This is a genomic window from Bacillus xiamenensis (genome assembly GCF_001857925.1).
GTDB classification, from domain to species: domain Bacteria; phylum Bacillota; class Bacilli; order Bacillales; family Bacillaceae; genus Bacillus; species Bacillus xiamenensis.
Window position 1 is genome coordinate 2,447,186 of record NZ_CP017786.1, and the last position, 25,138, is coordinate 2,472,323.

At 41.6% G+C, this 25,138-nt stretch carries 28 protein-coding genes and 1 pseudogene; 19 read left to right on the plus strand and 10 right to left on the minus strand.

The features are described from left to right. Positions 1-8: 8 nt before the first annotated feature. The 8 genes from metQ to sufB all read left to right on the plus strand — a co-directional run bounded on the left by metQ (position 9) and on the right by sufB (position 7,056). Entirely contained in the window at positions 9-830 is an 822-nt protein-coding gene (gene metQ, locus BK049_RS12350) for a methionine ABC transporter substrate-binding lipoprotein MetQ (RefSeq protein WP_008356691.1), read from the plus strand. A gap of 104 nt (positions 831-934) precedes the next feature. Then, positions 935-1,303, plus strand: a complete 369-nt coding sequence (locus BK049_RS12355; RefSeq protein ID WP_003212803.1) for a carboxymuconolactone decarboxylase family protein — start codon at positions 935-937, stop codon at positions 1,301-1,303. A 216-nt stretch (positions 1,304-1,519) separates the two neighbouring features. Continuing rightward, the gene (locus BK049_RS19545) at positions 1,520-1,657 is read left to right on the plus strand and encodes a YuzK family famiily protein (protein WP_008356693.1); all 138 of its coding nucleotides are present in this window, start codon (positions 1,520-1,522) and stop codon (positions 1,655-1,657) included. Between the two features lie 210 nt (positions 1,658-1,867). Beyond that, complete coding sequence (sufC, locus tag BK049_RS12360) at positions 1,868-2,653, plus strand: Fe-S cluster assembly ATPase SufC (protein WP_007500355.1); 786 nt, start codon at positions 1,868-1,870, stop codon at positions 2,651-2,653. A gap of 18 nt (positions 2,654-2,671) precedes the next feature. Beyond that, complete coding sequence (sufD, locus tag BK049_RS12365) at positions 2,672-3,985, plus strand: Fe-S cluster assembly protein SufD (protein ID WP_008356697.1); 1,314 nt, start codon at positions 2,672-2,674, stop codon at positions 3,983-3,985. Continuing rightward, a complete protein-coding gene (locus tag BK049_RS12370; protein ID WP_008356699.1) occupies positions 3,985-5,205 on the plus strand; it encodes a cysteine desulfurase in 1,221 nt (406 codons plus the stop codon). Before sufD ends, BK049_RS12370 begins: the two co-directional genes overlap by 1 nt. Continuing rightward, positions 5,195-5,641, plus strand: coding sequence for a Fe-S cluster assembly sulfur transfer protein SufU (gene sufU, locus BK049_RS12375; protein ID WP_008356701.1), 447 nt, complete (start codon positions 5,195-5,197; stop codon positions 5,639-5,641). Before BK049_RS12370 ends, sufU begins: the two co-directional genes overlap by 11 nt. A 17-nt stretch (positions 5,642-5,658) precedes the next feature. Further along, the gene (gene sufB / locus BK049_RS12380; RefSeq protein ID WP_008356703.1) at positions 5,659-7,056 is read left to right on the plus strand and encodes a Fe-S cluster assembly protein SufB; all 1,398 of its coding nucleotides are present in this window, start codon (positions 5,659-5,661) and stop codon (positions 7,054-7,056) included. Positions 7,057-7,134: 78 nt separating this feature from the next. Here the strand turns inward: sufB and BK049_RS19840 are convergent, their stop codons facing one another. From BK049_RS19840 to BK049_RS12400, 4 genes are all read right to left on the minus strand, one after another. Then, a complete protein-coding gene (locus BK049_RS19840; RefSeq protein WP_319641075.1) occupies positions 7,135-7,713 on the minus strand; it encodes a site-specific integrase in 579 nt (192 codons plus the stop codon). After that, positions 7,629-7,934, minus strand: coding sequence for a hypothetical protein (locus BK049_RS19845; RefSeq protein ID WP_237739190.1), 306 nt, complete (start codon positions 7,932-7,934; stop codon positions 7,629-7,631). Before BK049_RS19845 ends, BK049_RS19840 begins: the two co-directional genes overlap by 85 nt. 56 nt (positions 7,935-7,990) lie before the next feature. Beyond that, positions 7,991-8,287, minus strand: a complete 297-nt coding sequence (locus BK049_RS19850) for an Arm DNA-binding domain-containing protein (protein WP_034738522.1) — start codon at positions 8,285-8,287, stop codon at positions 7,991-7,993. Between the two features lie 94 nt (positions 8,288-8,381). Further along, positions 8,382-8,765, minus strand: coding sequence for an ImmA/IrrE family metallo-endopeptidase (locus BK049_RS12400; protein ID WP_071168643.1), 384 nt, complete (start codon positions 8,763-8,765; stop codon positions 8,382-8,384). Between the two features lie 32 nt (positions 8,766-8,797). On the opposite strand from BK049_RS12400, the pseudogene BK049_RS18965 reads away from it, so the two are divergent. After that, a pseudogene (locus BK049_RS18965) lies at positions 8,798-8,941 on the plus strand (transposase); the annotation flags it as partial. Between the two features lie 102 nt (positions 8,942-9,043). Here BK049_RS18965 and BK049_RS12405 read toward each other — a convergent pair. Beyond that, a complete protein-coding gene (locus BK049_RS12405; RefSeq protein WP_071168644.1) occupies positions 9,044-9,256 on the minus strand; it encodes a hypothetical protein in 213 nt (70 codons plus the stop codon). 83 nt (positions 9,257-9,339) lie between these two features. Between BK049_RS12405 and BK049_RS12410 the strand changes: the two genes are divergently transcribed. Together BK049_RS12410 and BK049_RS12415 are read left to right on the plus strand one after the other, a co-directional pair. Next, positions 9,340-9,840, plus strand: a complete 501-nt coding sequence (locus tag BK049_RS12410; RefSeq protein WP_071168645.1) for a hypothetical protein — start codon at positions 9,340-9,342, stop codon at positions 9,838-9,840. Between the two features lie 117 nt (positions 9,841-9,957). Further along, positions 9,958-11,094, plus strand: coding sequence for a Rap family tetratricopeptide repeat protein (locus BK049_RS12415; protein ID WP_244887348.1), 1,137 nt, complete (start codon positions 9,958-9,960; stop codon positions 11,092-11,094). A 143-nt stretch (positions 11,095-11,237) separates the two neighbouring features. Here BK049_RS12415 and BK049_RS19550 read toward each other — a convergent pair whose 3' ends face one another. Continuing rightward, complete coding sequence (locus BK049_RS19550) at positions 11,238-11,390, minus strand: hypothetical protein (RefSeq protein WP_165378950.1); 153 nt, start codon at positions 11,388-11,390, stop codon at positions 11,238-11,240. Positions 11,391-11,809: 419 nt separating this feature from the next. After that, positions 11,810-11,920 (minus strand): DUF418 domain-containing protein, encoded by a 111-nt coding sequence (locus BK049_RS20135; protein ID WP_237739244.1) that lies wholly within the window; start codon positions 11,918-11,920, stop codon positions 11,810-11,812. A 419-nt stretch (positions 11,921-12,339) separates the two neighbouring features. On the opposite strand from BK049_RS20135, the gene BK049_RS12420 reads away from it, so the two are divergent. The 4 genes from BK049_RS12420 (at position 12,340) to BK049_RS12435 (ending at position 16,176) form a co-directional block, all read left to right on the plus strand. After that, complete coding sequence (locus BK049_RS12420; protein WP_008362055.1) at positions 12,340-13,293, plus strand: ABC transporter substrate-binding protein; 954 nt, start codon at positions 12,340-12,342, stop codon at positions 13,291-13,293. Positions 13,294-13,364: 71 nt separating this feature from the next. After that, positions 13,365-14,381 carry a FecCD family ABC transporter permease gene (locus tag BK049_RS12425; protein ID WP_071168647.1) on the plus strand — a complete coding sequence of 339 codons (1,017 nt, stop codon included), beginning with the start codon at positions 13,365-13,367 and terminating at the stop codon, positions 14,379-14,381. Next, positions 14,374-15,411 carry a FecCD family ABC transporter permease gene (locus BK049_RS12430; RefSeq protein ID WP_008362051.1) on the plus strand — a complete coding sequence of 346 codons (1,038 nt, stop codon included), beginning with the start codon at positions 14,374-14,376 and terminating at the stop codon, positions 15,409-15,411. Before BK049_RS12425 ends, BK049_RS12430 begins: the two co-directional genes overlap by 8 nt. A gap of 21 nt (positions 15,412-15,432) precedes the next feature. After that, complete coding sequence (locus tag BK049_RS12435; RefSeq protein ID WP_071168648.1) at positions 15,433-16,176, plus strand: IucA/IucC family C-terminal-domain containing protein; 744 nt, start codon at positions 15,433-15,435, stop codon at positions 16,174-16,176. Positions 16,177-16,394: 218 nt separating this feature from the next. Here the strand turns inward: BK049_RS12435 and BK049_RS12440 are convergent, their stop codons facing one another. Then, entirely contained in the window at positions 16,395-17,273 is an 879-nt protein-coding gene (locus BK049_RS12440) for an endonuclease I family protein (RefSeq protein ID WP_008360483.1), read from the minus strand. Between the two features lie 170 nt (positions 17,274-17,443). Here BK049_RS12440 and BK049_RS12445 point away from each other — a divergent pair, with 170 nt between their 5' ends. Next, entirely contained in the window at positions 17,444-18,679 is a 1,236-nt protein-coding gene (locus BK049_RS12445) for a pyridoxal-phosphate-dependent aminotransferase family protein (RefSeq protein ID WP_034739629.1), read from the plus strand. Positions 18,680-18,766: 87 nt separating this feature from the next. Further along, positions 18,767-20,038: an MFS transporter gene (locus BK049_RS12450; RefSeq protein ID WP_483294851.1), complete on the plus strand. Its 1,272-nt coding sequence runs from the start codon at positions 18,767-18,769 to the stop codon at positions 20,036-20,038. A gap of 47 nt (positions 20,039-20,085) precedes the next feature. Here BK049_RS12450 and BK049_RS12455 read toward each other — a convergent pair whose 3' ends face one another. After that, positions 20,086-21,243, minus strand: a complete 1,158-nt coding sequence (locus BK049_RS12455; protein WP_071168649.1) for an oxalate decarboxylase family bicupin — start codon at positions 21,241-21,243, stop codon at positions 20,086-20,088. A 65-nt stretch (positions 21,244-21,308) separates the two neighbouring features. Continuing rightward, the gene (locus BK049_RS12460; RefSeq protein WP_071168650.1) at positions 21,309-22,478 is read right to left on the minus strand and encodes a PucR family transcriptional regulator; all 1,170 of its coding nucleotides are present in this window, start codon (positions 22,476-22,478) and stop codon (positions 21,309-21,311) included. Between the two features lie 323 nt (positions 22,479-22,801). Between BK049_RS12460 and BK049_RS12465 the strand changes: the two genes are divergently transcribed. Together BK049_RS12465 and BK049_RS12470 are read left to right on the plus strand one after the other, a co-directional pair. After that, positions 22,802-23,653, plus strand: coding sequence for a DUF72 domain-containing protein (locus tag BK049_RS12465; RefSeq protein ID WP_071168651.1), 852 nt, complete (start codon positions 22,802-22,804; stop codon positions 23,651-23,653). A gap of 63 nt (positions 23,654-23,716) precedes the next feature. Then, a complete protein-coding gene (locus tag BK049_RS12470; protein ID WP_071168652.1) occupies positions 23,717-25,090 on the plus strand; it encodes a bifunctional metallophosphatase/5'-nucleotidase in 1,374 nt (457 codons plus the stop codon). The last annotated feature ends 48 nt before the right edge of the window (positions 25,091-25,138 follow it).

The following is a 25,138-nucleotide window of genomic DNA, read 5'->3' on the forward strand; positions in this document are numbered from 1 at the left end:
ATTTATTCATGAAGAAATTGATTTTAAGTGCACTATTTCTAGCATTTGCAGGTATTCTAGCTGCATGCGGTTCATCTAATAACGCAAGCGAAAGCAAAACCATTACGGTTGCGGCTTCAAAAACACCACATGCCGAGATTCTTGAAGAAGCAAAACCACTTCTAAAAGAAAAAGGCTATGATCTAAAAGTAAAAGTGCTTAGCGATTATAAAATGTACAACAAAGCGTTAGCTGAAAAAGAAGTGGATGCGAACTTTTTCCAGCATATTCCTTACTTAAACGAAGAAAATAAATCAAACAAAGATTACAACCTAGTAAGTGCTGGTGCAGTTCACCTTGAGCCTTTCGGTATTTACTCTAAGAAATACAAATCAGTAAAAGATATTCCAAACGGCGGCACGATCATCATGACAAACAACGTAGCTGAGCAAGGACGTATGCTTGCCCTATTGCAAAATGCTGGTGTGATCAAGCTTGATCCAAAAGTTGATACAATCAACGCAACAATCAAAAACATCAAAGAAAACCCGAAGAACCTGAAATTCAAAAAAATCGCTCCTGAACTAACAGCGAAAGCTTATGAAAACAGTGAAGGCGATGCAGTGTTTATTAACGTAAACTATGCGATCCAAAATAAATTGAATCCGAAAAAAGATGCTATTGAACTTGAGCAAACAAAGAACAATCCATATGCAAACATCGTGGCTGTTCGCAAAGGTGACGAAAAATCTGAAAAGATCAAGGCATTAATGGAAGTTCTTCACTCTGATAAAATCAAAGAATTTATCGACAAAAAATATGACGGTGCAGTATTGCCTGTATCTGAATAACGACGTGTGAACCTCGCTTTCATGAAAGCGAGGTTTTTTTGTGTATTTTTTCAAATCTCGCTCATAATAAAAACGAACAAATGACCTGAAGGGATGGAATGAAGATGAATGAACAGCATATGAGCGGCTCGATGCAGCAATCACTGACGGATTATAAAACGGCAATGGGTGAATTTCAGAAGAAAATGCCGGTGTTTGGCAAGAAATTCAATGAATTTACGGAGCAGTGCTTCCAGAGTGATTCATTAACGCAAAAAGAAAAACAAATGATTGCCCTTGGCATCAGCATTCATGCACAGGATGAATATTGCATGATTTATCATACAAAGGGAGCGCTCGACCAAGGCGCAACAGAAGAGAATTTGCTGGAAGTTGTCAGCGTGGCGGCAGCGTTCGGCGGAGGTGCCGCACTGAGTCAAGGCATCACAGTTGTTCAGCAATGTATTGATGAATTTGGAGGACAGACGCATTAAAGGAAGAAAAACATGGTATTTTTCCATATAGGGGAGTTGAGTGCTTCTCAGCCGAGTGTGTGAGAAAATATGCCAGTATACCGCGTCATATCCTTTTTGAGTGAAGCAGCATGCATTTGATACAATGAAGCTACACTCGAAAGAAGGGAATGGTTTATTATTTGTTCGGACCAGAGTACACTGGGATTGGATTATACCGCCGAGATGGAAAAGGCCATGCATCAATCTCATGGCATGAGTTATGCAGAGTACGAAAGAGACCATGACTTACGAATGAAAGTAGAACTTAAACGAGAGCAGTCCTATCGAGATGAGAAAAGGCAGCTCGCAAAAATGAATATACGAGGCTATTGATAGCTAAAGGACGGGGAGAAGAGTTTCCCGTCCTTTCTTTATGAAAACAGTCTTTTCGACATAATTCCTTTTATCCACCTGCATTTTTTGTTAGAATTTTGAGAGCATCCTCTCACGCTTGTCGTGAATGTGTTGTATTCACTTTTAATTTGTTATAAAATTAGAATGAGAATAAATTGAGAATAATGATTATTTTGGAGGTATCGATATATGACTGCTTCGACATTAACAATTAAGGACTTGCACGTTGAGATTGAAGGGAAAGAAATCTTAAAGGGTGTAAACCTAGAGATAAAAGGTGGAGAATTCCACGCAGTAATGGGACCAAACGGTACAGGTAAATCGACTTTATCTGCTGCAATTATGGGTCATCCTAAGTATGAAGTAACAAAAGGTAGCATTTTGCTTGATGGCGAAGATGTACTTGAAATGGAAGTAGATGAGCGCGCTCAAGCGGGTCTTTTCCTTGCCATGCAATATCCATCTGAAATTAGTGGTGTGACAAATGCAGACTTCCTTCGTTCGGCTATTAACGCACGCAGAGAAGAAGGCGATGAAATCTCTCTCATGAAATTCATCCGTAAAATGGACGAAAACATGGAGTTCCTTGAAATGGACCCAGATATGGCACAGCGCTACCTAAACGAAGGTTTCTCAGGCGGGGAGAAAAAACGCAACGAAATTCTTCAATTAATGATGATTGAACCAAAGATCGCCATCCTTGACGAAATCGATTCTGGTCTTGATATCGATGCTCTGAAAGTTGTTTCTAAAGGAATTAATAAAATGCGCGGCGAAAGCTTCGGCTGCTTAATGATCACTCACTATCAGCGTCTATTGAACTACATCACACCAGATCACGTTCATGTCATGATGCAAGGACGTATCGTGAAATCTGGCGGACCAGAACTCGCGCAGCGTCTAGAAGCAGAAGGCTATGACTGGATTAAAAAAGAGTTAGGAATTGAAGACGAAACTGTTGGTCAAGAAGCGTAAGCGTTAGGAGGATTATTGATGACATTAGAAACGAAATTATCAGTAGATCAAGATTATGTCAAAAGCTTCTCCGAGAAGCATCAGGAACCGGCATGGATGAGCTCCCTTCGCTTACAGGCACTTGAAAAAGCAGAAGACCTCCCAATGCCAAAGCCTGACAAAACGAATATTTCAAAATGGAATTTAACCAATTTCAAACAGCATACAGTCGAAAGTGCGCCATATGGATCACTAGAAGAGCTTCCAGAAGAAGTGAAATCTTTAATTGATCTAGAAGACACGGATAAGACAGTTTACATTCAGCGCGACCAAACGCCAGCATACTTGTCTCTTTCTACTGAAGCAAAAGACAAAGGCGTGATCTTCACGGATATCCATACAGCGATTCGCGAGCATGGAGAGCTAGTGAAGAAATACTTCATGACAGATGCAGTGAAAGTGGATGAGCATAAACTAACAGCTTTACATGCTGCTTTAGTGAATGGTGGAGCTTTCCTCTATGTACCGAAAAACGTAGAGCTTGAAGCACCAATTCAAGCCGTTTATCTTCATGAACATGACGAAACAACTTTGTTCAACCATGTTATCGTTGTAGCAGACGATCATAGTGCTGTGACGTACGTAGAAAACTACATCAGTACAGCTAAGCCAGAAGAAGCGATCTTCAATATCGTCTCTGAAGTGTTCACAGGAGCAAATGCTCGCATCACATACGGTGCAGTGGATAATCTTGCAGAAGGTGTGACAGTCTATGTGAATAGACGCGGTATGGCAAACGGCCGTGATAGTAAAATCGAATGGGCGCTTGGCCTTATGAATGATGGAGACGTTGTGTCTGAAAACATCACAAAGCTCATGGGCGACGGCACATTTGGTGATACGAAATCGGTTGTGGTCGGCAGAGGAAACCAAACAGAAAACTTTACAACAAGCATCATTCACTTCGGTAAAAACTCTGAAGGGTATATCTTGAAGCATGGTGTGATGAAGGATCAAGCATCCTCTATCTTTAACGGAATTGGTAAAATCGAGCATGGCGCTACGAAGTCAAATGCAGAGCAAGAATCACGTGTTCTCATGTTGAGTGAGAAAGCACGCGGTGACGCAAACCCAATTCTTTTAATTGATGAGGATGATGTCACAGCAGGGCACGCTGCTTCTGTTGGACGTGTCGATCCAATTCAACTCTATTACCTCATGAGCCGCGGAATTTCCAAAGAAGAGGCAGAAAGACTTGTCATTTATGGCTTCTTAAATCCAGTTGTTAAAGAACTGCCGATTGAAGGAGTTAAAAAGCAGCTCGTTTCTGTGATTGAAAGGAAAGTAAAATAATGAATATCAAAGACGTTCGTGAGCAGTTTCCAATCCTTCATCAGCAAGTGAACGGACATGATTTGGTGTATTTGGACAGTGCAGCGACATCTCAAAAACCACGAGTTGTCATTGATGCAATGAATGAGTATTACCGGTCTTACAACTCGAACGTCCACCGGGGTGTTCATACCCTTGGCACAAGAGCTACGGACGCATACGAGGGTGCAAGAGAGAAAGTTCGAGCATTCATTGGCGCTTCTTCTGTCCAGGAGATTATTTTTACTAGAGGTACAACAACCGCACTGAATACAGTGGCGATCAGCTATGCAAGAGCAAACCTTAAAGAAGGCGATGAGATTGTCATTACGCACATGGAGCATCATGCGAATATCATCCCTTGGCAGCAGGCAGCGAAAGCAACTGGAGCCACGCTGAAATATATTCCGTTACAGGAAGACGGCACGCTATCGCTTGAAGATGTGAAGCAAACGATCACACATCAAACGAAAATCGTCGCTGTCACACATGTTTCAAACGTACTAGGAACCATCAACCCGATTAAAGACATCGCAAAGATTGCCCACGATCACGGTGCAATTATCGTCGTCGATGGTGCGCAAAGCACCCCGCACATGAAAATTGATGTTCAGGATCTAGATTGTGACTTTTTCGCCTTCTCTGGGCATAAAATGTGTGGACCGACTGGCATCGGTGTTCTTTACGGGAAGAAGGACCTTTTGAATAATATGGAGCCTGCTGAGTTTGGCGGTGAAATGATCGACTTTGTGGATCTGTATGATTCTACATGGAAAGAGCTGCCGTGGAAATTTGAAGCGGGAACACCGATTATTGCAGGAGCAGTTGGACTAGGAAAGGCGATTGATTTCTTAAATGACATCGGAATGGACGAAGTCAGCCGCTACGAGCATCAGCTTGCAACTTACGCGCTTGAGCGCTTTAAGGAGCTTGAAGGTGCAACGGTTTATGGACCGCAGCACCGAGCTGGACTTGTGACGTTTAACTTAGACGACGTCCATCCACATGATGCGTCAACTGTTCTGGATACGGAAGGTGTCGCCATTCGTGCTGGACATCACTGTGCACAGCCGCTTATGAAATGGCTAGGTGTATCAGCGACTGCAAGAGCAAGCTTCTATCTGTACAATACAGAAGAGGAGATTGACGGGCTCATTGCAGCGCTCCGTAAGACAAAGGAGTATTTTACGAATGTCTTTTAATGTAAACTTAGACACACTGTACAGACAAGTGATTATGGATCATTATAAAAATCCGAGAAACAAAGGTGTGTTAAACGACAGCATTGTCGTCGATATGAACAACCCAACGTGTGGTGACCGCATTCGTCTTACGATGAAAATCGAAGACAAAAAAGTCACTGATGCGAAATTTGAAGGAGAAGGATGCTCTATTTCAATGGCATCTGCCTCGATGATGACGCAGGCGATTAAAGGGAAAGATATTGAAACAGCTTTGAAAATGTCTCGGATTTTCTCCGATATGATGCAAGGAAAAGAATACGACGATTCCATTGATCTTGGTGACATTGAGGCGCTGCAGGGAGTCGCAAAATTCCCAGCACGCATCAAATGTGCAACATTATCCTGGAAGGCGCTTGAAAAAGGCGCATCTGCCGAAGATAACGGCAAATCATAAGATTGGAGTGAAAATGGATGGCTAAAAAAATGCCAGATGTTGGTGAATATAAATACGGCTTTTCTGATAAAGACGTTTCCATTTTCCGTTCAGAGCGCGGACTGACAAAAGAGATCGTTGAAGAAATTTCTCGTATGAAAGAGGAGCCTCAGTGGATGCTCGACTTCCGTTTGAAATCTCTTGAACACTTTTACAACATGCCGATGCCACAATGGGGCGGAGATTTAAATGCATTAAACTTTGATGAAATTACGTACTACGTAAAGCCATCAGAACGCTCTGAGCGTTCTTGGGATGAAGTACCAGAAGAAATCAAACAAACCTTTGATAAGCTTGGGATCCCAGAAGCAGAGCAAAAATATTTAGCGGGTGTATCGGCTCAGTATGAATCTGAAGTGGTTTACCACAACATGAAGCAAGACCTTGAAGATCAAGGAATTGTCTTTAAAGATACAGACAGCGCATTAAAAGAGAACGAAGACATCTTCCGCGAGCACTGGGCAAAAGTCATTCCTCCGACTGACAACAAATTTGCTGCGCTCAACTCGGCTGTATGGTCCGGTGGTTCATTTATCTACGTACCAAAAGGCGTAAAAGTAGATACACCACTTCAAGCATACTTCCGTATCAACTCTGAAAACATGGGTCAGTTTGAGCGTACACTGATCATCGTTGATGAAGGCGCACATGTGCATTACGTAGAAGGCTGTACAGCTCCAGTTTACACAACGAACTCACTTCATAGTGCGGTTGTTGAAATCATCGTCAAAAAAGGCGGCTACTGCCGTTATACAACGATTCAAAACTGGGCAAACAACGTCTTCAACCTTGTGACGAAACGTACAGTATGTGAAGAAAATGCGACAATGGAATGGATTGATGGAAACATCGGTTCTAAGCTGACAATGAAATACCCAGCGGTCATCCTAAAAGGTGAAGGCGCACGTGGTATGACATTAAGTATTGCCCTAGCAGGTAAAGGTCAGCACCAAGATGCAGGTGCAAAAATGATTCACCTTGCACCAAACACATCTTCAACGATCGTATCGAAATCGATTTCCAAACAAGGCGGTAAAGTCACATACCGTGGAATCGTACACTTCGGACGCAAAGCAGAGGGCGCACGCTCAAACATCGAGTGTGACACACTCATCATGGATAACAAATCAACATCTGATACGATCCCTTACAATGAAATCTTAAACGACAACATTTCATTAGAGCACGAAGCGAAAGTATCAAAAGTATCAGAAGAGCAGCTATTCTACTTGATGAGCCGCGGAATTTCTGAAGAAGAAGCAACAGAAATGATCGTCATGGGCTTCATCGAACCATTCACAAAAGAACTGCCAATGGAGTATGCCGTTGAAATGAACCGTTTGATTAAGTTTGAAATGGAAGGTAGTATAGGTTAACCGTTGATATACCGGGGATTGAAGGTGTTTAGGCATTACATTTTCATCAAGCACCCACAAAACACCCACAAAATTTAATTATTGAACATACCGCAGATACATTTCCATTGCTTGGTCCTCAATTTTTTTGGTGACATGGAGATACTTATCTGCGGTTGTTTTTATACTAGAATGCCCTAACCGTTCTGATACATATTTAATATTCACGCCAGCTTCTAAAAGGTGTACAGCATGGCTATGTCTTAAAGCATGAGGAGACAGAACGGGAAGATTTGCCCTTTTACAGACCTCTTTAAAATACTCTCTCACAACATTTGTTTTTAACCATTTGCCCTCATGTTGAAAGAACACAATGTTATTTTCCGGCTGAACATAATTGGTGTACATCAAAACGATTTCGTGTCTGTTAACTCGGTGTTTTTTCAATAACGATACTGTGTGATCATCAAGTTTTATTGTTCTGTAACTAGATTGTGTTTTAGGTGTTGAAATGTAAGGTTGAGTATTCAAGGGATATATAAGAGTTTTATCAACTGTTAACTCTCCATCTTTTAAATTTATATCATCCCATGTTAATGCGAGAGAGCCTCTCCAATCCGTAAACCTGTTCTTGCAATTAAAGTGAAAAGGACGTAATACTGAATTGAATGTGAATATTTTGCATTCTTAACAGGTGTTTTTACTTGATTTAAAAATCTTTCAGTTTGTGAAAGAGTGAAGAATTTTAATGCTTTTTTCTCCTCCTTCTTTTTAGGTATTTTTATATTGATTAACGGGTTTTCTCGAAGGATTCTAAAATCATGTACAGCTTCATTTAAAGCTGAATTCATTATACTGTGGATTCTTCTTATAGTTCCTTCGCTATATTTTTCAATCAATTCATTTAGCCATTTTGATATTCATTTCGTTCAATATCTCTTAAACGATAATGTTCTCATCTAGGTAGAATATTGATTCTGATAGTTCTTTCTTGTAAAGAGTAGGTAGTTTTTTTTACGGATGGTTTTTTATATACTTCTAACCAAACGGGAAAGTACCCCCCGACTGTTTCGTTTGTTGAATCAAAACCAACATATGCAAGATTGTTTGCCGTTTTTTTCGCAGCGATCCTAGCTTCTTTTTTTGTTTTAAATCCCCTTTTTGATTTCTCTTTATACTTTTCCGTTCTTTTATCTTTATATCTAATTCTATATTCCCACGTACCGTTTTCGTGTTGTCTGAAACTAGCCAAGATAGTTCACTCCCTACTTTTATTTTCAGATCCTTTCAAGAACGTTTGTTCGGTCTTTGCTTAAAAAAATACTGCGGTAATTTTGTACAAGTTCTTACGGAATGCCATATTCTTTGAATTCACAATAAGTAATACCCTTTTGAACGGAAGAAAACAGTAAATGCATGGCGGAAAAGTTTGCTCCCAGTTCAATTTTTTCAGTTGAAAAGAAAGTGTTTCTTTTTAAAAAAGGAGTATTAGATTCATTATGAAGTAAAGCATGCCCTAGTTCGTGGGCGCAAACAAAGTAACCACATTTTTCACTTACTTTTCCATTGATATGAATAAATTTAGTGCGAAAATGTTTGCTGTAATATCCCAGGGTATTCCCTAAATCTTCATGAATTGTAATGATGTTAAGTTTGTTTGCAATGAAAAAAGGATCAGATGACTTAAATTTACTTTTTAATTTTGAAACAGTTTTAGTAATATCGCCCATGATGTAAAATATCATCTTATCTATATTTTTAGCGAAGCTTTGCAGATTCAAAACAACTGCATGGGCTTCGCTACTGCCGGTTAAGGGGAAAACAAAATGTGAGTGAGCAAGTGCTTCTCACAGCTGCCTGTCAGAACATGAAGAAGATTGCCACACACCTAGCGAAGCTAGGCTAGGTGTGTGGGAGGCCTTTTTCATTCAATCTCATCCATCATACTTACGCTGAAAATAAAAAAGATTGTAGAAAAACATGAGTTTCTCTACAATCTGGGCAGGCGTTATGTCTGCTCATTTTTTAAGTCATTTTCAAGAAATTCTATATCTTTTTTGTATCTCTCAATTGTTTCTTCAATAGCTGCTTTAATTACACCAGGATACCCTTTTTCTTCTTCTTGTGATTGTTCCTTTTTCAATTCCTTTATATCTTCATGCAGCAACTTTATTGCATGTTGCTTCTGTTCCTTATCCATATAATTATAGATTTTTCTCATGACAATCATCCTTTTCATTGAATTTAATATACAAATGTTTATAAATTTAGTATATAATACCATTATAGAAGGGTGATGGTAAAATGAATAAATTTGTATCTAAATTACTTATTGTTTCGTTAACAACTTTACTATTAGTATCAACATTGTTACCGACTGTATCAAGAGCCGCAACTCCTATTAATGATAATGAGACTATGGCATCACAACAGATTCAAGTGAAAATACAGTCGTTAAAGAGTCTAGCAGATGAAACAGAAATAGAAGATCCTGTCATCCAAACTCAAGGCTTTAGAGGATACCTAGTAAAGTTAGCTGCTGAAATAGTAGCAGAAGGTGTAAGGTATGGCGGTAAAGCAGCAGGTCTTGTTTTAAAAAAGGCTGACAAACAAGCTGCTAAAGCATTTAAAGAGAATTCTAATTTCATAGCTAAAAAAATTGAAGAATTCGCAAATATACCTGATGTTACTGCAAACATCATAAAGAAAAAGCTGTATGCTGCTTTAAAACCGAAAATTGGTGGAGGATCAGCGCAAGTGATTGCTGATAGTGTCTACTATGCAATAAACTTTTTCTTGTTCTAAATGAAAAGCCCTTCCGGTTAGAGGGGCTATTTTTTTGTTCTTTTTGCGATTTCTTTTCGGTGTTGAATTATTCAGAAAATGATAATTATGTAATTATAAGGGATGAAAAGGAAGGGGATGATAGGAGTGGAGAAAGTTCTTTCTTCTCAAGTTGGTATCTTGATAAATGACTGGTATAGATTTATAAGGACATTCAGCGTGCCGGATGCAGAGATTTTAAAAGAACAGGTTGAAAGAGAAATAGAGAACATGGAAGAGGATCAAGATTTACTGCTATATTATCAATTAATGGAGTTTAGGCATAGACTCATGCTTGAGAGTCTTGAGCCTATTGAAATGAATCAGCAACGCCCCACTTTACCCAATTTACTCAAAGAAATAGAGAACAAACAACCCCACGTCAAAGGAACGCTTGACTACTATTCAAACTTCTTTAGAGGTATGCACGAATTCCATCACAAAAATTATGTTGCTGCTATAAATTTTTATAAGGCTGCTGAAGAACATTTAAAGAATGTTCCCGATGATATAGAAAGAGCCGAATTTCATTACAAACTAGCTGATGCATATTATCGCATTGATCAACATTTCGTATCATTAAACCATTTGGAAAAAGCAAAAGAAATGTATTCAACAAGCGAGTTTTACAAAGCGAAAGTAGTAGGTTGTAATATCAAATATGGAGCGAATATGTACGACTTATACCGTTTAGATGAGGCAGAATCTTATTATAGGGAAGCCTTGAGTTTGGCTCAAGAGCTTAATGAGGAAACAGCCCAACGGATTATTGGTGTAATACATCATAATTTAGGTTTAGTGAAAAAAAGAGCCGGAGAAATTGAAACCGCAGAAAATGAATTTCTAAATTCAATTCAAATAAAAGAACATGCCGAAACGATTTCAGGAATTAGAACACTTTATATGTTGTCCTGGGTATTCTACGAACAAGATAAAAAAGATAGAGGAAATCAATATTTCAACATTGGCTTAAATAGAGCTAACTTTGCAGACGATCAAGAATATATAGCTAAATTAAAAATCATTTATGCGCTTTTTGAAGAATATAATGAATCGGATGTAAAAGAAAGCCTCGGTTATTTAGAAAACAAAAGATTGTGGCAAGATGTAGCGGAGTTATCAGAGAAACTTGCAGATTATCATTATCAAAAAGGGAATTTTGAATTGAATAGAGAATATCTAAAAAAGACCATTAAAGCTCATCAACAAATACTAAAAATGGCGGAGGCGTTATGATGAAAAAGTTATTTATCAGTTTAACAATTTTTTCTGTGTTATTCGCTGCCGGTTGGTCACTTGATAAAATCATTACTTCTAACACTTATCATGTAACAGAAAAGGCAATTACAATTTAAAAAGCCCTTTTAAGGGGGCTTTTTTTATTTGAATATCTTTTTCATTAGCTTGCCGGATGCTTTACCCGCAGCACGTCGCATGATACGTTTTCCGATAGTACCCTTTTGAACGGCGTTAACGTCACCAAGGTATTTTGATGTTTTATAAAGGAATGATCTTAGTTTATTTATGTTCATGTATTTCACTTCCTTCATTAATATATATTTATGTGGGTACACCCACAAAACACTCACAAACATATGACGGCTTATTATTTTATATGACGTAAAACAAATATAAACCGCAGGAATCACGCCAACGAGAGAACATATGTTTGTGTGTGATTCCCAAAAATAATTAAGTTTGAAATGGAAGGTTCTATTGGTTAATAAAAAACATTGATGCACAACGCTTTTTGAGGGCATTTATTTTCGAGTGATAGCGTTATGATATCACTTGATAATCAAATGCCTTCAGCGTTGTGTTTTCTTTTGTTTTTTTATCGAGGTGTGTTACTTCGCCGCAGCAATGCAATGGATTTGTTTTCGGTTTATCATGGACTTTTACATACGTCAGCTGACGCGAAGTAAACGCCATTGAACCATATTAAATCACTTTAACCTAACGTACTGAAGAGAGCTCCGTCCTTCAGAAATAGCATTGTTCCAATGATGGAATTGAGCAGATAGCAAGGCAGCGACATCCGGCCGACTTTGGTGAATACCATTAAAGCACGTCTCAGCTCATGAGTATGAAGAAGTAAAATGAGGAAAAAAGAAGACGAGTGGTCATCATTCGTCTTCTTTTTTGTGTTCTCCTTACTCTTATGCTCACTCAATAAAACGCTGTGTGCCGAACATGTAACAAGTACCCTTTTGTGTGATCACGAACTAATTGTGCGTGCGTGTTTACTTGATGACACGTATATCGATACAATTTTCATAGGCTCATTTGTCCATTTTACTAGCATCGGTCGCACCATCCAAATGTGCAAAAATTCCATTTAACATGAACAAATAGTCAACACTCTCCCATTTTCTTAAAAAATTCCATTGACACCACCCTTTTCTATGATAAAATCATAGTGTGATAATGAGAATCGTTATCAAACGATATGACTACATATAGAATGGATAGGTGAGGTACATGTTCAAAAAATCTTTTTGGTCGCTATTAGTTGTGCTCTCCATCGTTTTACTTGCAGCTTGTGGCAGCAATAGCAGTGAAGGCAAGTCAGATAGTAAAGAAAAAACAAGAACCGTTGAAAGCGCTATCGGTTCAACTGAAATAAAAGGGTCGCCGAAACGTGTGGTGACGCTGTACCAAGGAGCAACGGATGCAGCAGTCGCTATGGGCATTAAACCAGTTGGTGTTGTAGAATCATGGCTTGAAACACCTACTTATAAATATTTAAGAGATGATTTAAAGGGTGTCAAAATAGTTGGGCAGGAAACACAGCCAAACTTAGAGGAAATTGAAAAGCTCAAGCCAGATTTGATCATTGCATCAAAAGTTCGTCACGAGCAAATTTTTGATCAGCTGAAAGAAATCGCTCCAACTGTTGCAACAGAAACAGTGTTCACTTTTAAAGATACAGTGAAATTGATGGGAGAAGCGTTAAATAAGCAAGATAAATCAAAAGAATTGCTGACGAAGTGGGATGACCGTGTCGCTGACTTCAAAGAAAAAGCGAAAAAGAATATTAAAAACTGGCCGATGAATGTAGCGGTTGTCAATTTCCGTGCTGATCATGCGAGAATCTATCAAACGGGATTCGCGGGTTCGATTTTAACAGAACTAGGATTTGAAGGTCCAAAGAATGTCAAAGATAAAAAGCAAGATATCGTGACACTTACAGACAAAGAAAGCATTCCGCAAATGAATGCAGATGTGATTTATTACTTCATGGATGATCAGGATAAATCGGTCGAGAAAGCATATAAAGAGTGGACAAGTCATCCTTTATGGAAGCAGCTTGACGCAGTCAAAGCGAAGCAAGTACATAAAGTGGATGAAATCACTTGGAACATGGCAGGCGGTATCATTGCTGCAAACATGATGCTTGATGATATTTATGATCGTCTAGGAATTGATCAATAAGGATAACGGAGGAGAAAATGTGAAAAGACCATTTTCTCCTTTTTCCATAACAGATTGAAAGCGGGAATCAAATGAGAAGTCTATTAAAAAAGGATTCAAGCAAGGCACTGCTTTTTGCTGGATTCATCGTGTTGATGTTGGTCTTTTTTATGCTTAGTATTTCCCTTGGGCAAACCTCCATTTCCCTCAAAGCCACCATCCATGCTTTTCTTCATTTCGATGAATCAGATCCGAACAGTGTGATTGTCATGACATCCAGATTATCAAGAGCTTTAATCGCAACAGTCGTTGGGTCAAGTTTAGCGATTTCAGGTGCACTCATGCAGGCATTAACAAGAAATCCGCTGGCTGCGCCTGATTTATTAGGTATTAATGCAGGTGGACTATTTTTTATCGTCATTTCCATTATATTCTTTTCTACAGAGTCGTTAACAGGCTATATGTGGACCGCCTTTTTAGGTGCTGCGATTGCAGGGATGCTCGTTTTTCTACTGGGCTCTATTGGAAGAGATGGGCTGACACCGGTCAAAATTGTGCTCGCAGGTGCTGCGATATCCGCCCTGTTTGCATCCTTTACTCAAGGACTTTTAATCGTGAATGAACAGTCGATTCAAAGTATCCTGTTTTGGATGGCGGGTTCAGTGTCAGGAAGAAGTATTGATATGCTGCTGCCTGTTTTGCCTTATATTCTAGGTGCGACTGTGGTGGCGCTTTTACTTGGCCGCTCGATCAATGTCCTTTTGTCGGGGGATGATATTGCCAAAGGGCTTGGCCAGCGTACGCTGCTTTTGAAGATGACGATGGGGGTACTCGTCGTCTTTTTAGCAGGTGGTTCCGTCGCTGTTGCAGGCTCGATTGGTTTTGTCGGTTTTCTTGTGCCGCATATTGTGAAAAAGCTTGTCGGACCTGACCACCGCTGGGTACTGCCGTATTGTGCCGTTGTGGGGGCGTCGCTTTTACTTGTCGCAGATCTTGCGGCTCGTTTTCTAATCATGCCGCAGGAAGTGCCAATTGGCGTCATGACAGCAATAGCAGGAGCGCCTCTATTTGTTTATCTCGTGCGCAAGGGGTTGAAGACAGGTGGCTAAAACATATACAGTGCGTTCAAAGGGCGGGCGCATTTCATTTCAATTTTCAAAGCGGACATGTTTGATCTTACTTTTATTGACGGCTATTGCCTTTGGCTTATTTATTTTGAGTCTCTGTATGGGCAGCCGGTTCATTCCGCCGCAAGATGTGCTGCTTCATTTAATTGGGCAGGGAGAAGGAAATACGTTTGTATTAAATACACTGAGGATTCCACGGACGCTACTTGCGGTTTTAGTAGGAGCGGCACTTGCGGTATCAGGACTTATTTTACAAGGTCTCATTCGAAATCCGCTTGCATCGCCTGACATCATAGGAATTACGAGCGGTGCTTCATTTGGTGCCATTATGTTTATCGTCTTTTGGATGGGCACTGTACCCATTGCTTATCAGTCATTGTGGGCGATTGCAGGTGCTTTTGTGGTGTCTTGCCTGATCTATTTGCTTTCATGGAAAAAAGGCGTCAAGCCGATCACGCTTGTCCTGATGGGTATTGGGATTTCCGCCATTATGAAGGCGTGTGTGACGTTTACTTTAGTTCTCAGTGATACGATGACCACGACCAAGTCTTACATCTGGCTGACTGGAAGTTTATATGGCTCTACGATGAAGGACGTTACCGCAATGCTTCCTTGGGTGATGATCATTTTACCAATTGTCATGGTGTTAGCAAGAACGATGAATGTGAAGGAGCTTGGGGATGATCTTGCAACAGGTCTTGGGGTCAAGGTACAGGCGAAGCGGTTATTCTTTCTGCTGATGAGTGTGACACTAGCCGGTATTGCCGTTGCATTTGCAGGTGGTATTGAATTTGTCGGACTCATGGCACCGCATGTGGCTAGAATGATCATCGGTCGTTCATTCATTGCGCTTGTCCCGGCATCTGCGCTTGTTGGAAGTATTCTCGTGATGCTGGCAGATCTAGTTGCGAGAACGGCTTTTCTTCCATTAGATGTGCCAGCAGGTGTCTTTACGGCGGCAATTGGTGCACCGTTCTTTATCTATTTGTTATATCAACAGCGAAATCGCTAAACGAAAGATGGGGGTTTTGATATGAGGCCAGAGTGGGTTGAGAGAGAATTACTTGATTTCGGGGTACACATCACAAATGGACCGATGACATCTGATCGCACACTGGCTGCGCTTTTTACAGAAGCATCTGTCAGACGTTTATTGGAAGCGGAAAAGGAAGCGATGCATGCACCGAATCTAGCAGTGGCGGCGTCCATGTTCTCAAAGCGCTATGCATACTTAGCGGTTAGTTCTACTTTGTACTTGATGACGATGTATGATGCTGTCTACCGGTTTTCACCAGAGGCGTGTGTCTTTAGAGAAGATCGTAAAATTGAGCTAGATGAAACGCTCTGTTCATTTGTTCAGTTAGAAGGAGATCGTCATGAGTGGAGAGAGCAGGTCGTCCGCACGCTATTTACGGAGTGTGTCACACCTCTTTTAGATGTGCTGAAGCGAACATCAAGACTCCCGCATTCTATTCTATGGGAGAATGTAGCGGTTCGTATCAATTCTCTTTATCGCAGTATGATGCGGGAAACAGAGGAGTCTGCGGTGAAGCAGCGCGTGCGGGAGGATTATCTTTTTCTGAAGCAAGCGGCGGGGGATGTATTTGGAGCGAAGCAAAATCCATTTGAGCACAGTTTAAACTTAGATGAGGGTTTACTGGAAGCATCCAACCGGAAGACTTGCTGTATGTACTATAAGCTTGAGAAAAAATCGGAGAGTCTTGATTATTGTCTTGTCTGTCCGCTTGAAAAAAAGAAAGGCACTGCTTGCTCTTAGCAGTGCCTTAGATTGTTGACAAAGGGCTAAAATGAACTTGATTTTAGCCCTTTGTCTTCTTTCCAGCGTGACCTGAAAACCTTTGCAGTCTAGGAAGGACGAGTACCGGAGCGGAGCGAATTTGACATTCGTGAGCACCGGCGCGCAGGACTGACACCGAATGCGAGGGTTTGTCTACACGCTGAGGCACTGCTTGTTCTTAGCAGTGCCTTTTCGTTTTACTCCCAAATATCGCTTGCCCATTCAGGATGATCGATGAAAGGGTTGCGGTTGTGCTGATACGTTTGATAGATGATCTCGTTGCGATTCCGCTCGATTTGATCGACTGGATCTTGCTTGTGCCATTTCAAAAGAATGGACATTTTGCCGTGCAGAGGGGCGCTTCCATTATTCACATTGTTGTTCAATTCTAAATCTGGAAAGCTGTCATCGCCTTCATATCGTACCGCCATATAAAAGAGCATTCTCGCCACATCCCCTTTCACTCGGTTGTGTGGTTCAAAGGAGTCATTATCATAGAAGTTTCCTGGTGCGCCTTTATATTCATTTCCGCCGATGTCAAAATCTAAATTTCCACGTGTGCTATTCGTTTGCACATCTGTTGCACGAAGATGATGGAGATCTGTTCCAGGTCCCTTACTTGTCCCAAAATTGCCATGAGACTTTGCCCAGACATGCTCCCTGTTCCATTGACCGACATTCCCGCCATTGGCTTGCTTTGAGCGTGAGATCCCGCTATAAAGCAAAAGCACATTGTTTGCATTATTTGGATCTTCATCTGTTGTCTTTAACGCATCCCATACATCACTGTAGGATAGCTGCGTATGATCATCAATTATATCGTGTAAAGCTTTCTTAAGAGCGGGCCCTGATTTGCCAGCAGCAGACTGGTAATAGGAATCAATTTGACTTGTGGCGGCTGTTTGCGTTTGTTGTGCAGATGTTTCGGTTTGAAGCTGTAACGGGGAAAAGGTGATCGCTTGGCTAGGTTCATGTAGGGAGAAGCTTTGAGCATGCGCAGGTGGAGGCAGAGGGGCGGCAAATATGCCGAACATCATCATGCCGGCGGCTACAGGACCAAATAATTTTCTTTTCATTCTATTTCCTCCTTAATCGAGAATGTCGTCTCTTTATTTCTATCATATTGCCATAAAGAAATAAATGGATTGATCGTAAATTTTATGTAATCAATGTGTGAGAAAAGAGATTGCTATTTTAGACGTATTGCTGTATAAGTGGGCATATAAAGAGGGCAGCAAGGGAGAGGATGGATCGCATGAAAGAACTGCAAACACCTTCGAGAACGATTATGACACCAGGACCTGTTGAAGTAGACCCGAGAGTGCTAAGGGTCATGAGCACACCGATTCTTGGTCAATTTGACCCTGCATTTACAGAGATCATGAATGAAACGATGATCTTATTACGATCACTCTTTCAAACAGAAAATAAATGGGCGTATCCGATTGATGGTACGTCACGTTCAGGGCTTGAAGCTGTTCTTGCCAGTGTGATCGAGCCAGGAGATGTGATGCTTGTTCCTATCTTTGGACGCTTCGGTCATTTGCTGATGGAAATAGGACAGCGCTACGGTGCTGAGGTACATACAATGGAATGTGAATGGGGAACGGTTTTTGAACAAGATGACATCATTGCTGAAATGCACCAGGTCAAGCCTAAAATCGTTGCATTGGTTCACGGTGAAACATCTACAGGGAGATTGCAGCCGCTTGAGAAAATGGGTGAAGCGTGCCGAGCACTTGATGCGCTTTTTATTGTAGATGCTGTGGCAACAATAGGCGGTGTCGAGGTGAAGGTAGATGACTGGAAGATTGATGCGGCCATTGGGGGCACGCAGAAATGCTTGTCTGTTCCATCAGGCATGTCGCCGATCACCTATAATGACCGGGTGGCGGCTGTTATTGAATCGAGAAAGAAAGTAGAAAGAGGGATTGCTACAGAGGACGAACTGCAAGAGCAGATAGATATGTCTCCTATCAAAAGCAATTATTTTGATCTAAGCCAGCTCCAAGATTATTGGAGCCCGAGGCGGTTAAATCACCATACAGAAGCGACAACGATGCTTTATGCACTGAGAGAAGGGGTTCGTCTTGTACTGGAAGAAGGTCTAGAGGAACGTTTTCAGCGTCACTTGTTTCATGAACAAGCTTTAATGAAAGGTCTTGAAGCGATGGGGCTTGAATTATTTGGGGATCCAGATTGTAAAATGCCAGTAGTGACGTGCATTGTCATTCCAAGTGGTATTGACGGAGAAGCGGTGCGTGCCGATCTGCTCCATCATTTTGGGATTGAGATTGCGAGTTCATTTGGACCCCTTGCAGGACGTATATGGAGAATCGGCACAATGGGCTATAGCTGCCGAAAGGAAAATGTTTTGTTTGTTTTAGCAGGGCTTGAAGCCATACTGATGAAATACGGTGCAGCCATTACATGCGGAGCGGGACTGCAGGCGGCTCTTTCATTCTATGAACAAGCTGAATAAGTAAAGGGATACTCAAAATACTCGCCATCTGCGGGTATTTTTTATTTAGGAAAAACACTCTTTTTTGAAAAACTAGACTTATAGGCCATGATATCGCATACTGAAGAAGTTCTTATCATTTTTGTCATTATCTTCATTTATTTTGCAGAAAGAGGTTTTTTTGATATGAAAAAGATGGGCAGATTATACATTTTGATGCTGAATATTTTTATTGCCATGCTCGGCTTTGGCCTCATTGTTCCAGTGATGCCAAGTTATATTGAAGCCTTTGGTGCGACTGGGAAAACACTTGGTTTTCTCGTTGCTGCAACCGGCCTCACGCAATTTGTATTATCACCGGTCGCAGGTGCGTTGACCGATCGATTTGGCCGCAGAAAATGGATCATTGCCGGAATTGCCGGCTTTGCGATTGCACAATTTATATTTGCTTTTGCCGATCAGCTTTGGATGTTATTTTTGTCTCGGTTTTTAGGCGGGGCTGCCGGTGCGCTGCTGATGCCGGCCATGTTTGCATACATTGCGGATATCACAAGTGAAAAGGACCGAGGGAAAGGAATGGGGCTTTTTAGTGCAGCGATGACACTAGGTTTTGTCATTGGACCGGGCGTGGGCGGTTATTTGGTAGAGTTTGGGATTTCTTTTCCTTTTCTCATCGCAGGCTCTTTTGCAGCCCTTTCGACTCTGCTATCCTTCATGTTCTTGCCTGAAACCTTAACAAAGGAAAAGCAGGAAGAAGCAAGGAGGAACAAAGAGCTTTACTTCAATCCTTTTACACAAATGATTCAAGCTTTAAAGACATCATACGGCTTTTTGTTTATATTGGCCTTTGTCCTGAATTTTGGGATTATCCATTTTGAATCGATCTTTGGGTTATATGTGGACCAAAAACATGCCTTTACACCAAAGGATATTGCGTTTGTGATTACGGCGGCTGGGCTTGCTGGTGTGATTGTTCAAGGTGCCTTAGTGAATATCTTTGTGAAACGATTTGGCGAGATGCGTGTGGTGCGTTATGCGCTGCTGGGGGCGGCTTTTATGCTGATCGTATGCCGCTTTGCCCCCTCTTTTTGGCTGATCTTTACAGGCTCGATTTTATTTTTATCAGCTACCTCATTTGTTCGCCCAGCTCTCAATACTTTGCTATCGAAACTGGCTGGGAATCAGCAAGGGGTGGCAGGCGGTCTCAATACATCCTTTATGAGCCTTGCCAATATCGTCGGGCCGAGTCTTGCAGGTATTTTATTTGATGTGAATATTGAGTTTCCTTTTATGTTTGGGACACTGGTGCTCTGTTTAAGTTTCATTGCTTCTATCCTATGGGCAAAAAATAGTCAGCCGCATTCTCATGCCGTTTCTTAATGAAAAAAACCGATCAGCACGGATTGATCGGTTTTTTATTATCAGCCTCATCGCTCATACTTCACGACAGGTGATTTTTCTTTATGCAGAGCACGAATTAATGCATCATCTACATGTAAATGCTCCTTCACTAATTGAGGAGGGGTTAAGGCCATCCATTGGTTCAATGAAATATCTGCAAATTGGTCACTTTTAAATATTTCTAGAAACCAAAGGCTTGTGTGGCCGATATTTTGTATGTAGTGCCCCATTCCAAAAGGAACATAGCCGACATCACCTGCTCTGTAATTAAAGGTGCGAGCTGTACCGCCCGCTCCGAAAACTGTCATTTTGGCTGAACCGGTTAAATAGTATTGCCACTCATCATTATTAGGGTGCCAGTGCATTTCTCTCATGCCCCCAGGTTTTACCTCGACAAGCGCAGCGGCAATGGTTTTAGAAACTGGAAAATTGCGTGAATCAACGATTCGCACCGTTCCGCCAGAGGTCACGATTGGTTTTTGGCGAAGAAGCTGGTGCGTAAATGGCGGCTTTATCCTGCCGTATGGATCAGGAACCGTTTGGCTTTCCAAAGATGCCGGCGGAGAGCCTTGAAACATATAGCGCTGCTGATTCGGAATGCGGTCAAACAGCTTGACTGGAACGCCGAAATTGGCGGAGAGAATGTCTTTTGGTGTATGAGCAAACCAGTCTGTGATGGTGAACGTATCAAATTCAGAAAAAGTGCCATCATCAAAAACAAGAAGAAACTCACAGCCATCCTCAAGACCTTGGATCGAGTGAGGGATACCGGGCGGGAAATACCACAAATCTCCTTCTTCCACATCAGCGATCATATTCCGCCCTTCTGCGTCTACAGAGGTGATCCGGGCTTTCCCTAAAATCATATACGCCCATTCCGCCTGCTTATGCCAATGAAGCTCACGAACGCCCCCGCGCGTAAGCCGCATGTTCACACCGGCAATAGTTGTTGAAACAGGCAGCTCTCGCTCCGTGATTTCCCGCGACCAGCCGCCATGATTCAAATGCATATGTGTATCAGAATATGAAAATTTTAAATTAGGGATCGTCCCCGCATCCGTTTTAGGAGGAACCAGCATATCTGGGTTCTCCATATCTCGAAGTACGTTTCGCGGGCCTAAATCAGTTGCACCGGCGCCATCTTCTCGAATCGGCTGCGGGATATGACGTAGCTCCTCATCCATTTGTCACCACTCCTCGTATTTCACTTTTCCCCCTCCAAAATATATGAAGCATCAGATAAAAAGATTCAATTGGAATGGGATGAAAGGTACATTTGAATACGTAAGGCTAAGCGCAGCGGCAATGTTGCATTAGGATCTTTTAGGCTGATGCGAAGTAGTTCTTCACATTTCTCTAGTCGATAAATCACAGTGTTACGATGCACACATAAACGCTTGGCTGTTTCTGAAATGTGGCAATGCGTTTCTAAATATACAGATAAGGTGTGGAGAAGACTTGGATCGGCTTGTGATTGTTCATATAATGGATGAAGGTGCAACTCATAGAAAGTGGTTAAATCCTTTCTTGGAATGAGCTTCAGTAAATCTGACACATCCTTTGCCTGATAGAACTGGATATATTCAGACCGTGATGAGAGGTGGCCTGATTGAAGTGCATCGCTTGCTTCACTGTAACCCTCATGCAGATGGCTGATCAAACAACCAGTTAAGCTCACACCAAAGGAAATGGTGCGATGCACATACTGTTTAATAAGCATCTGCATCTGTTTCAAAAAAGAGCGGATTGATTCGCTTAATTCAGCCCAATTGCCTGTCTCTTCTATCAAAAATATGCCGATATCTCCTTTCACAAAAAGAAAGGCGGGAAATGGACAGTGCGAAATGGTGCTTTCAAGTAAATCAAACACTTGATCTAAAACGATTTGCTGTTCAATCAAACAAGTAAAGTGATGAGGCTGATCGAGCTGACAGGCGATACATATATAGGAGATCTTTGCGTCTAATCCAAACATCTGTGCAAGGCGGGCGACATCTTGCCCGGAGGAAATGGTCCCCTCCATCCATCTGCGAAACCATTCATTTCTGGCACGCTGTGTAAATTGCTTTGTGAGATGCTGTTTTATATTTGCAATGGACATTGCATTCACTGCTTGCTCAATTGCTGCATGCAGCTCTTGATCATGCGGATGGATGAAAGAAGGGATCACTAAATAATCACATGCTTGCTCGTGTATATAAACAGGAAAGACAGAAAAGCTTTGCTTTGAATGGATCATTGAAAAATAATGATTTGTCGTGTTTTGAAAAAAGCGGAGCACATGAAACAATTCTGGGTTTGTGTTTATGCTGTGCGAGGTGTATAGGATACGTCCATGATGATTCATCAGATAGGCAGGCTTGTGAATCCTTTGAGCCATTTTTTGCAATTCTTCCACATGGTGATCGGCAATGTTCATATCCACTCAATCTCCTTTATTTAGAACCAAAGCTGTTGGTGAAGATGAATAAAAAAATGGACAATGGCTGTCAAAGTCTCTGATATGCATTTTATGTTATCAGCTAAAATCATTTTAGATAGAAAGTTGTCATTTAATATGACAAACAAACAGGGCAGCATGACAAAATCGCGTGCCAGCAGTCATCTTCATTCAGAATGACAAGTAAATATGATATGTTGTACACAGAAGAATTTCTTTCGGAAATCTGGGAATCCCAAGAAACAACAAAGGCTTTGAGTAAGGAAGCCGTTTATATCAGCTAGTGGCAAGAGGTGAGATACATGATTTATATCGGATTAACTGGCTGGGGAGATCATGACAGTCTTTACCCGCCGAAAATAGGAAGTGCTCAAAAGCTGTTTCACTACGCATCAACCTTTCCTATTGTGGAGCTGGATGCAAGCTTTTATGCTGTACAGCCTGAGCGCAACCATGAAAAATGGATAAAAGATACACCAGACGCCTTCCAATTTATTGTGAAAGCCTACCAAGGAATGACCGGACATCAAAGAGGCGAAATTCCGTTTGCTTCGAAAGATGAAATGTTTGATGCATTTATTCTTTCACTGACTCCGCTCATTCGTGAAGGGAAGTTGGCCATGGTTCTGTTTCAATTTCCTCCATGGTTTGATTGCAAAAAGGAGCACGTCCACTATTTAAGATGGTGTAAGGAGAAGATGGGTGACATTCCTTGTGCACTCGAATTTCGAAATCGGACTTGGTTTTCACAGGAATTTTATGAGCAAACGCTGTCCTTTATGGAGACCGAAGGCTGGATTCATTCCGTCTGTGATGAACCACAAGTCGGAGAAGGATCCATTCCGCCAGTCATACAAGCCACACATCGTGACAAAACATTAGTCCGTTTTCACGGAAGAAATAAACAAGGCTGGCTTCATCCGGCAGATCATGAGAACTGGCGTGAAGTTCGATACTTATATTTATATAATGAAGCTGAATTAAAGGAATGGAAAAAGAACCTCGACATCCTGCATCAGCAATCGAAAGATGTATATGTCGTATTTAACAATAACTCCGGCGGAGATGCAGCGACGAATGGCCAGCAAATGATTGATTTGCTGGATATTACGTATTCAAGCTTATCCCCGAAGCAGTTAGATTTATTTAGCTAAAAGAAAGCTGCGCCTTTCAACGTGAATGAGACGGTTCAGTGACAACTTGAGGGAGAGATCAACATGCTGCAAAAGCTATGGTTATATCATACAAACGACTTGCACAGCCACTTTGAGAACTGGCCCAAAATCGCAGCTTATATTGAAGAAAAGCGTCAAGTTCACGATCAGATGCTTTTATTTGATATTGGTGACCATATGGACCGAGTGAACCTCGTGTCAGAAGCTGATTATGGAAAAGTAAACGTTAAACTTCTGAATCAGCTTGGCTATGATGGAGTGACGATTGGCAATAATGAAGGCATTACACTGCCTCATGATCAACTGGATCAATTGTACGAAGAGGCGCAATTTCCAGTGATTGTATCTAATTTATTTGAAAAAGGCAAAAGACCATCGTGGGCTAAGCCCTATGATGTAATCACGTTAGAAAATGGACTGAAGATAGGCATCCTAGGGGTGACGATTGCTTATATACCTGTATATGAAAAGCTTGGGTGGGACATTACAGACCCGTTTGAGAGCATACGGGACATGCTCCACGAAGTGAAAGGCCAAGCGGATGTGATTGTGCTTCTTTCCCATCTTGGCATCATCCATGATCGAGAGGTAGCCGATATCTTCCCCGACATCGACATCATCTTAGGTTCACACACGCATCATCTGTTAGAACAGGGTGAAATGGACAATGGGGTCCTCCTTGCATGTGCTGAAAAATATGGACATTATATTGGCTGTGTCGAGCTGACCATTGACACAACCAGTAAGGAGCTCGTAGAGAAAAAAGCGACGGTGCAATCAGTCGATCAGCTCATCAGTGAATCGGAAGAAGCCATCACAACCTTACAGAAAGCAGAAAGAAGAGCCAAAGCACTGATGCAGGAAGAAGTAACATCAATCAAAGCGAAGCTTGAAACGAAGTGGTTCGATGAATCGCCGCTTCCCCAGCTCCTAACAGATGCCATTAAAGAATGGTGCGGAGCAGATATTGGCATGATGAATGCAGGCATGGTGCTTGATTCATTAGAGGCGGGTATCGTCACAAGAGAAGATATTCACCGGATATGCCCGCATCCAATTAATCCGATTCGGGTGACGCTTACCGGGAAGCAATTGATCGAAACTGTTTCTCGTGCTTGTGAAGAAAAAATAGAACAGCTGCGCATCAAAGGCTTTGGCTTTAGAGGTGAGCTCATGGGGAAAATGCTGTACAGCGGACTCACTTATACAGTAGAAGAAGGCGAAGCCAAACGCGTAAAGGATGTCTTTGTAAACGGTCAGTTCATCAAAGAGGATGAGTCCTATACGGTTGGCACAGTGGATATGTATACACTCGGTTCCCTTTTTCCTCATATACGTGACCATGAACACATTGAATATTTCATGCCGGAATTTTTACGTGATGTGCTAAGCTGGCGCCTGAAAGATGCAAGATGAAATCCGCACCCGCCTAACAACACCCGCCCTCCCTTCACATAGATTGTG

Coding starts and splice junctions, on each gene's coding strand:
- BK049_RS12370 (WP_008356699.1), top strand. CDS start 3,985: ATGAATATCAAAGACGTTCGTGAGCAGTTTCCAATCCTTCATCAGCAA.
- BK049_RS12465 (WP_071168651.1), top strand. CDS start 22,802: ATGATTTATATCGGATTAACTGGCTGGGGAGATCATGACAGTCTTTAC.
- sufD (WP_008356697.1), top strand. CDS start 2,672: ATGACATTAGAAACGAAATTATCAGTAGATCAAGATTATGTCAAAAGC.
- BK049_RS12460 (WP_071168650.1), bottom strand. CDS start 22,478: ATGAACATTGCCGATCACCATGTGGAAGAATTGCAAAAAATGGCTCAA.
- BK049_RS12425 (WP_071168647.1), top strand. CDS start 13,365: ATGAGAAGTCTATTAAAAAAGGATTCAAGCAAGGCACTGCTTTTTGCT.
- BK049_RS19545 (WP_008356693.1), top strand. CDS start 1,520: ATGCATCAATCTCATGGCATGAGTTATGCAGAGTACGAAAGAGACCAT.
- sufU (WP_008356701.1), top strand. CDS start 5,195: ATGTCTTTTAATGTAAACTTAGACACACTGTACAGACAAGTGATTATG.
- BK049_RS19550 (WP_165378950.1), bottom strand. CDS start 11,390: ATGAACATAAATAAACTAAGATCATTCCTTTATAAAACATCAAAATAC.
- BK049_RS12435 (WP_071168648.1), top strand. CDS start 15,433: ATGAGGCCAGAGTGGGTTGAGAGAGAATTACTTGATTTCGGGGTACAC.
- sufC (WP_007500355.1), top strand. CDS start 1,868: ATGACTGCTTCGACATTAACAATTAAGGACTTGCACGTTGAGATTGAA.
- BK049_RS12450 (WP_483294851.1), top strand. CDS start 18,767: ATGATATCGCATACTGAAGAAGTTCTTATCATTTTTGTCATTATCTTC.
- BK049_RS12470 (WP_071168652.1), top strand. CDS start 23,717: ATGCTGCAAAAGCTATGGTTATATCATACAAACGACTTGCACAGCCAC.
- BK049_RS12440 (WP_008360483.1), bottom strand. CDS start 17,273: ATGAAAAGAAAATTATTTGGTCCTGTAGCCGCCGGCATGATGATGTTC.
- BK049_RS12405 (WP_071168644.1), bottom strand. CDS start 9,256: ATGAGAAAAATCTATAATTATATGGATAAGGAACAGAAGCAACATGCA.
- BK049_RS12410 (WP_071168645.1), top strand. CDS start 9,340: ATGAATAAATTTGTATCTAAATTACTTATTGTTTCGTTAACAACTTTA.
- BK049_RS20135 (WP_237739244.1), bottom strand. CDS start 11,920: ATGGTATTCACCAAAGTCGGCCGGATGTCGCTGCCTTGCTATCTGCTC.
- BK049_RS12420 (WP_008362055.1), top strand. CDS start 12,340: ATGTTCAAAAAATCTTTTTGGTCGCTATTAGTTGTGCTCTCCATCGTT.
- BK049_RS12400 (WP_071168643.1), bottom strand. CDS start 8,765: ATGGGCGATATTACTAAAACTGTTTCAAAATTAAAAAGTAAATTTAAG.
- BK049_RS12445 (WP_034739629.1), top strand. CDS start 17,444: ATGGATCGCATGAAAGAACTGCAAACACCTTCGAGAACGATTATGACA.
- BK049_RS12355 (WP_003212803.1), top strand. CDS start 935: ATGAATGAACAGCATATGAGCGGCTCGATGCAGCAATCACTGACGGAT.
- BK049_RS12455 (WP_071168649.1), bottom strand. CDS start 21,243: ATGGATGAGGAGCTACGTCATATCCCGCAGCCGATTCGAGAAGATGGC.
- BK049_RS12415 (WP_244887348.1), top strand. CDS start 9,958: ATGATAGGAGTGGAGAAAGTTCTTTCTTCTCAAGTTGGTATCTTGATA.
- metQ (WP_008356691.1), top strand. CDS start 9: ATGAAGAAATTGATTTTAAGTGCACTATTTCTAGCATTTGCAGGTATT.
- sufB (WP_008356703.1), top strand. CDS start 5,659: ATGGCTAAAAAAATGCCAGATGTTGGTGAATATAAATACGGCTTTTCT.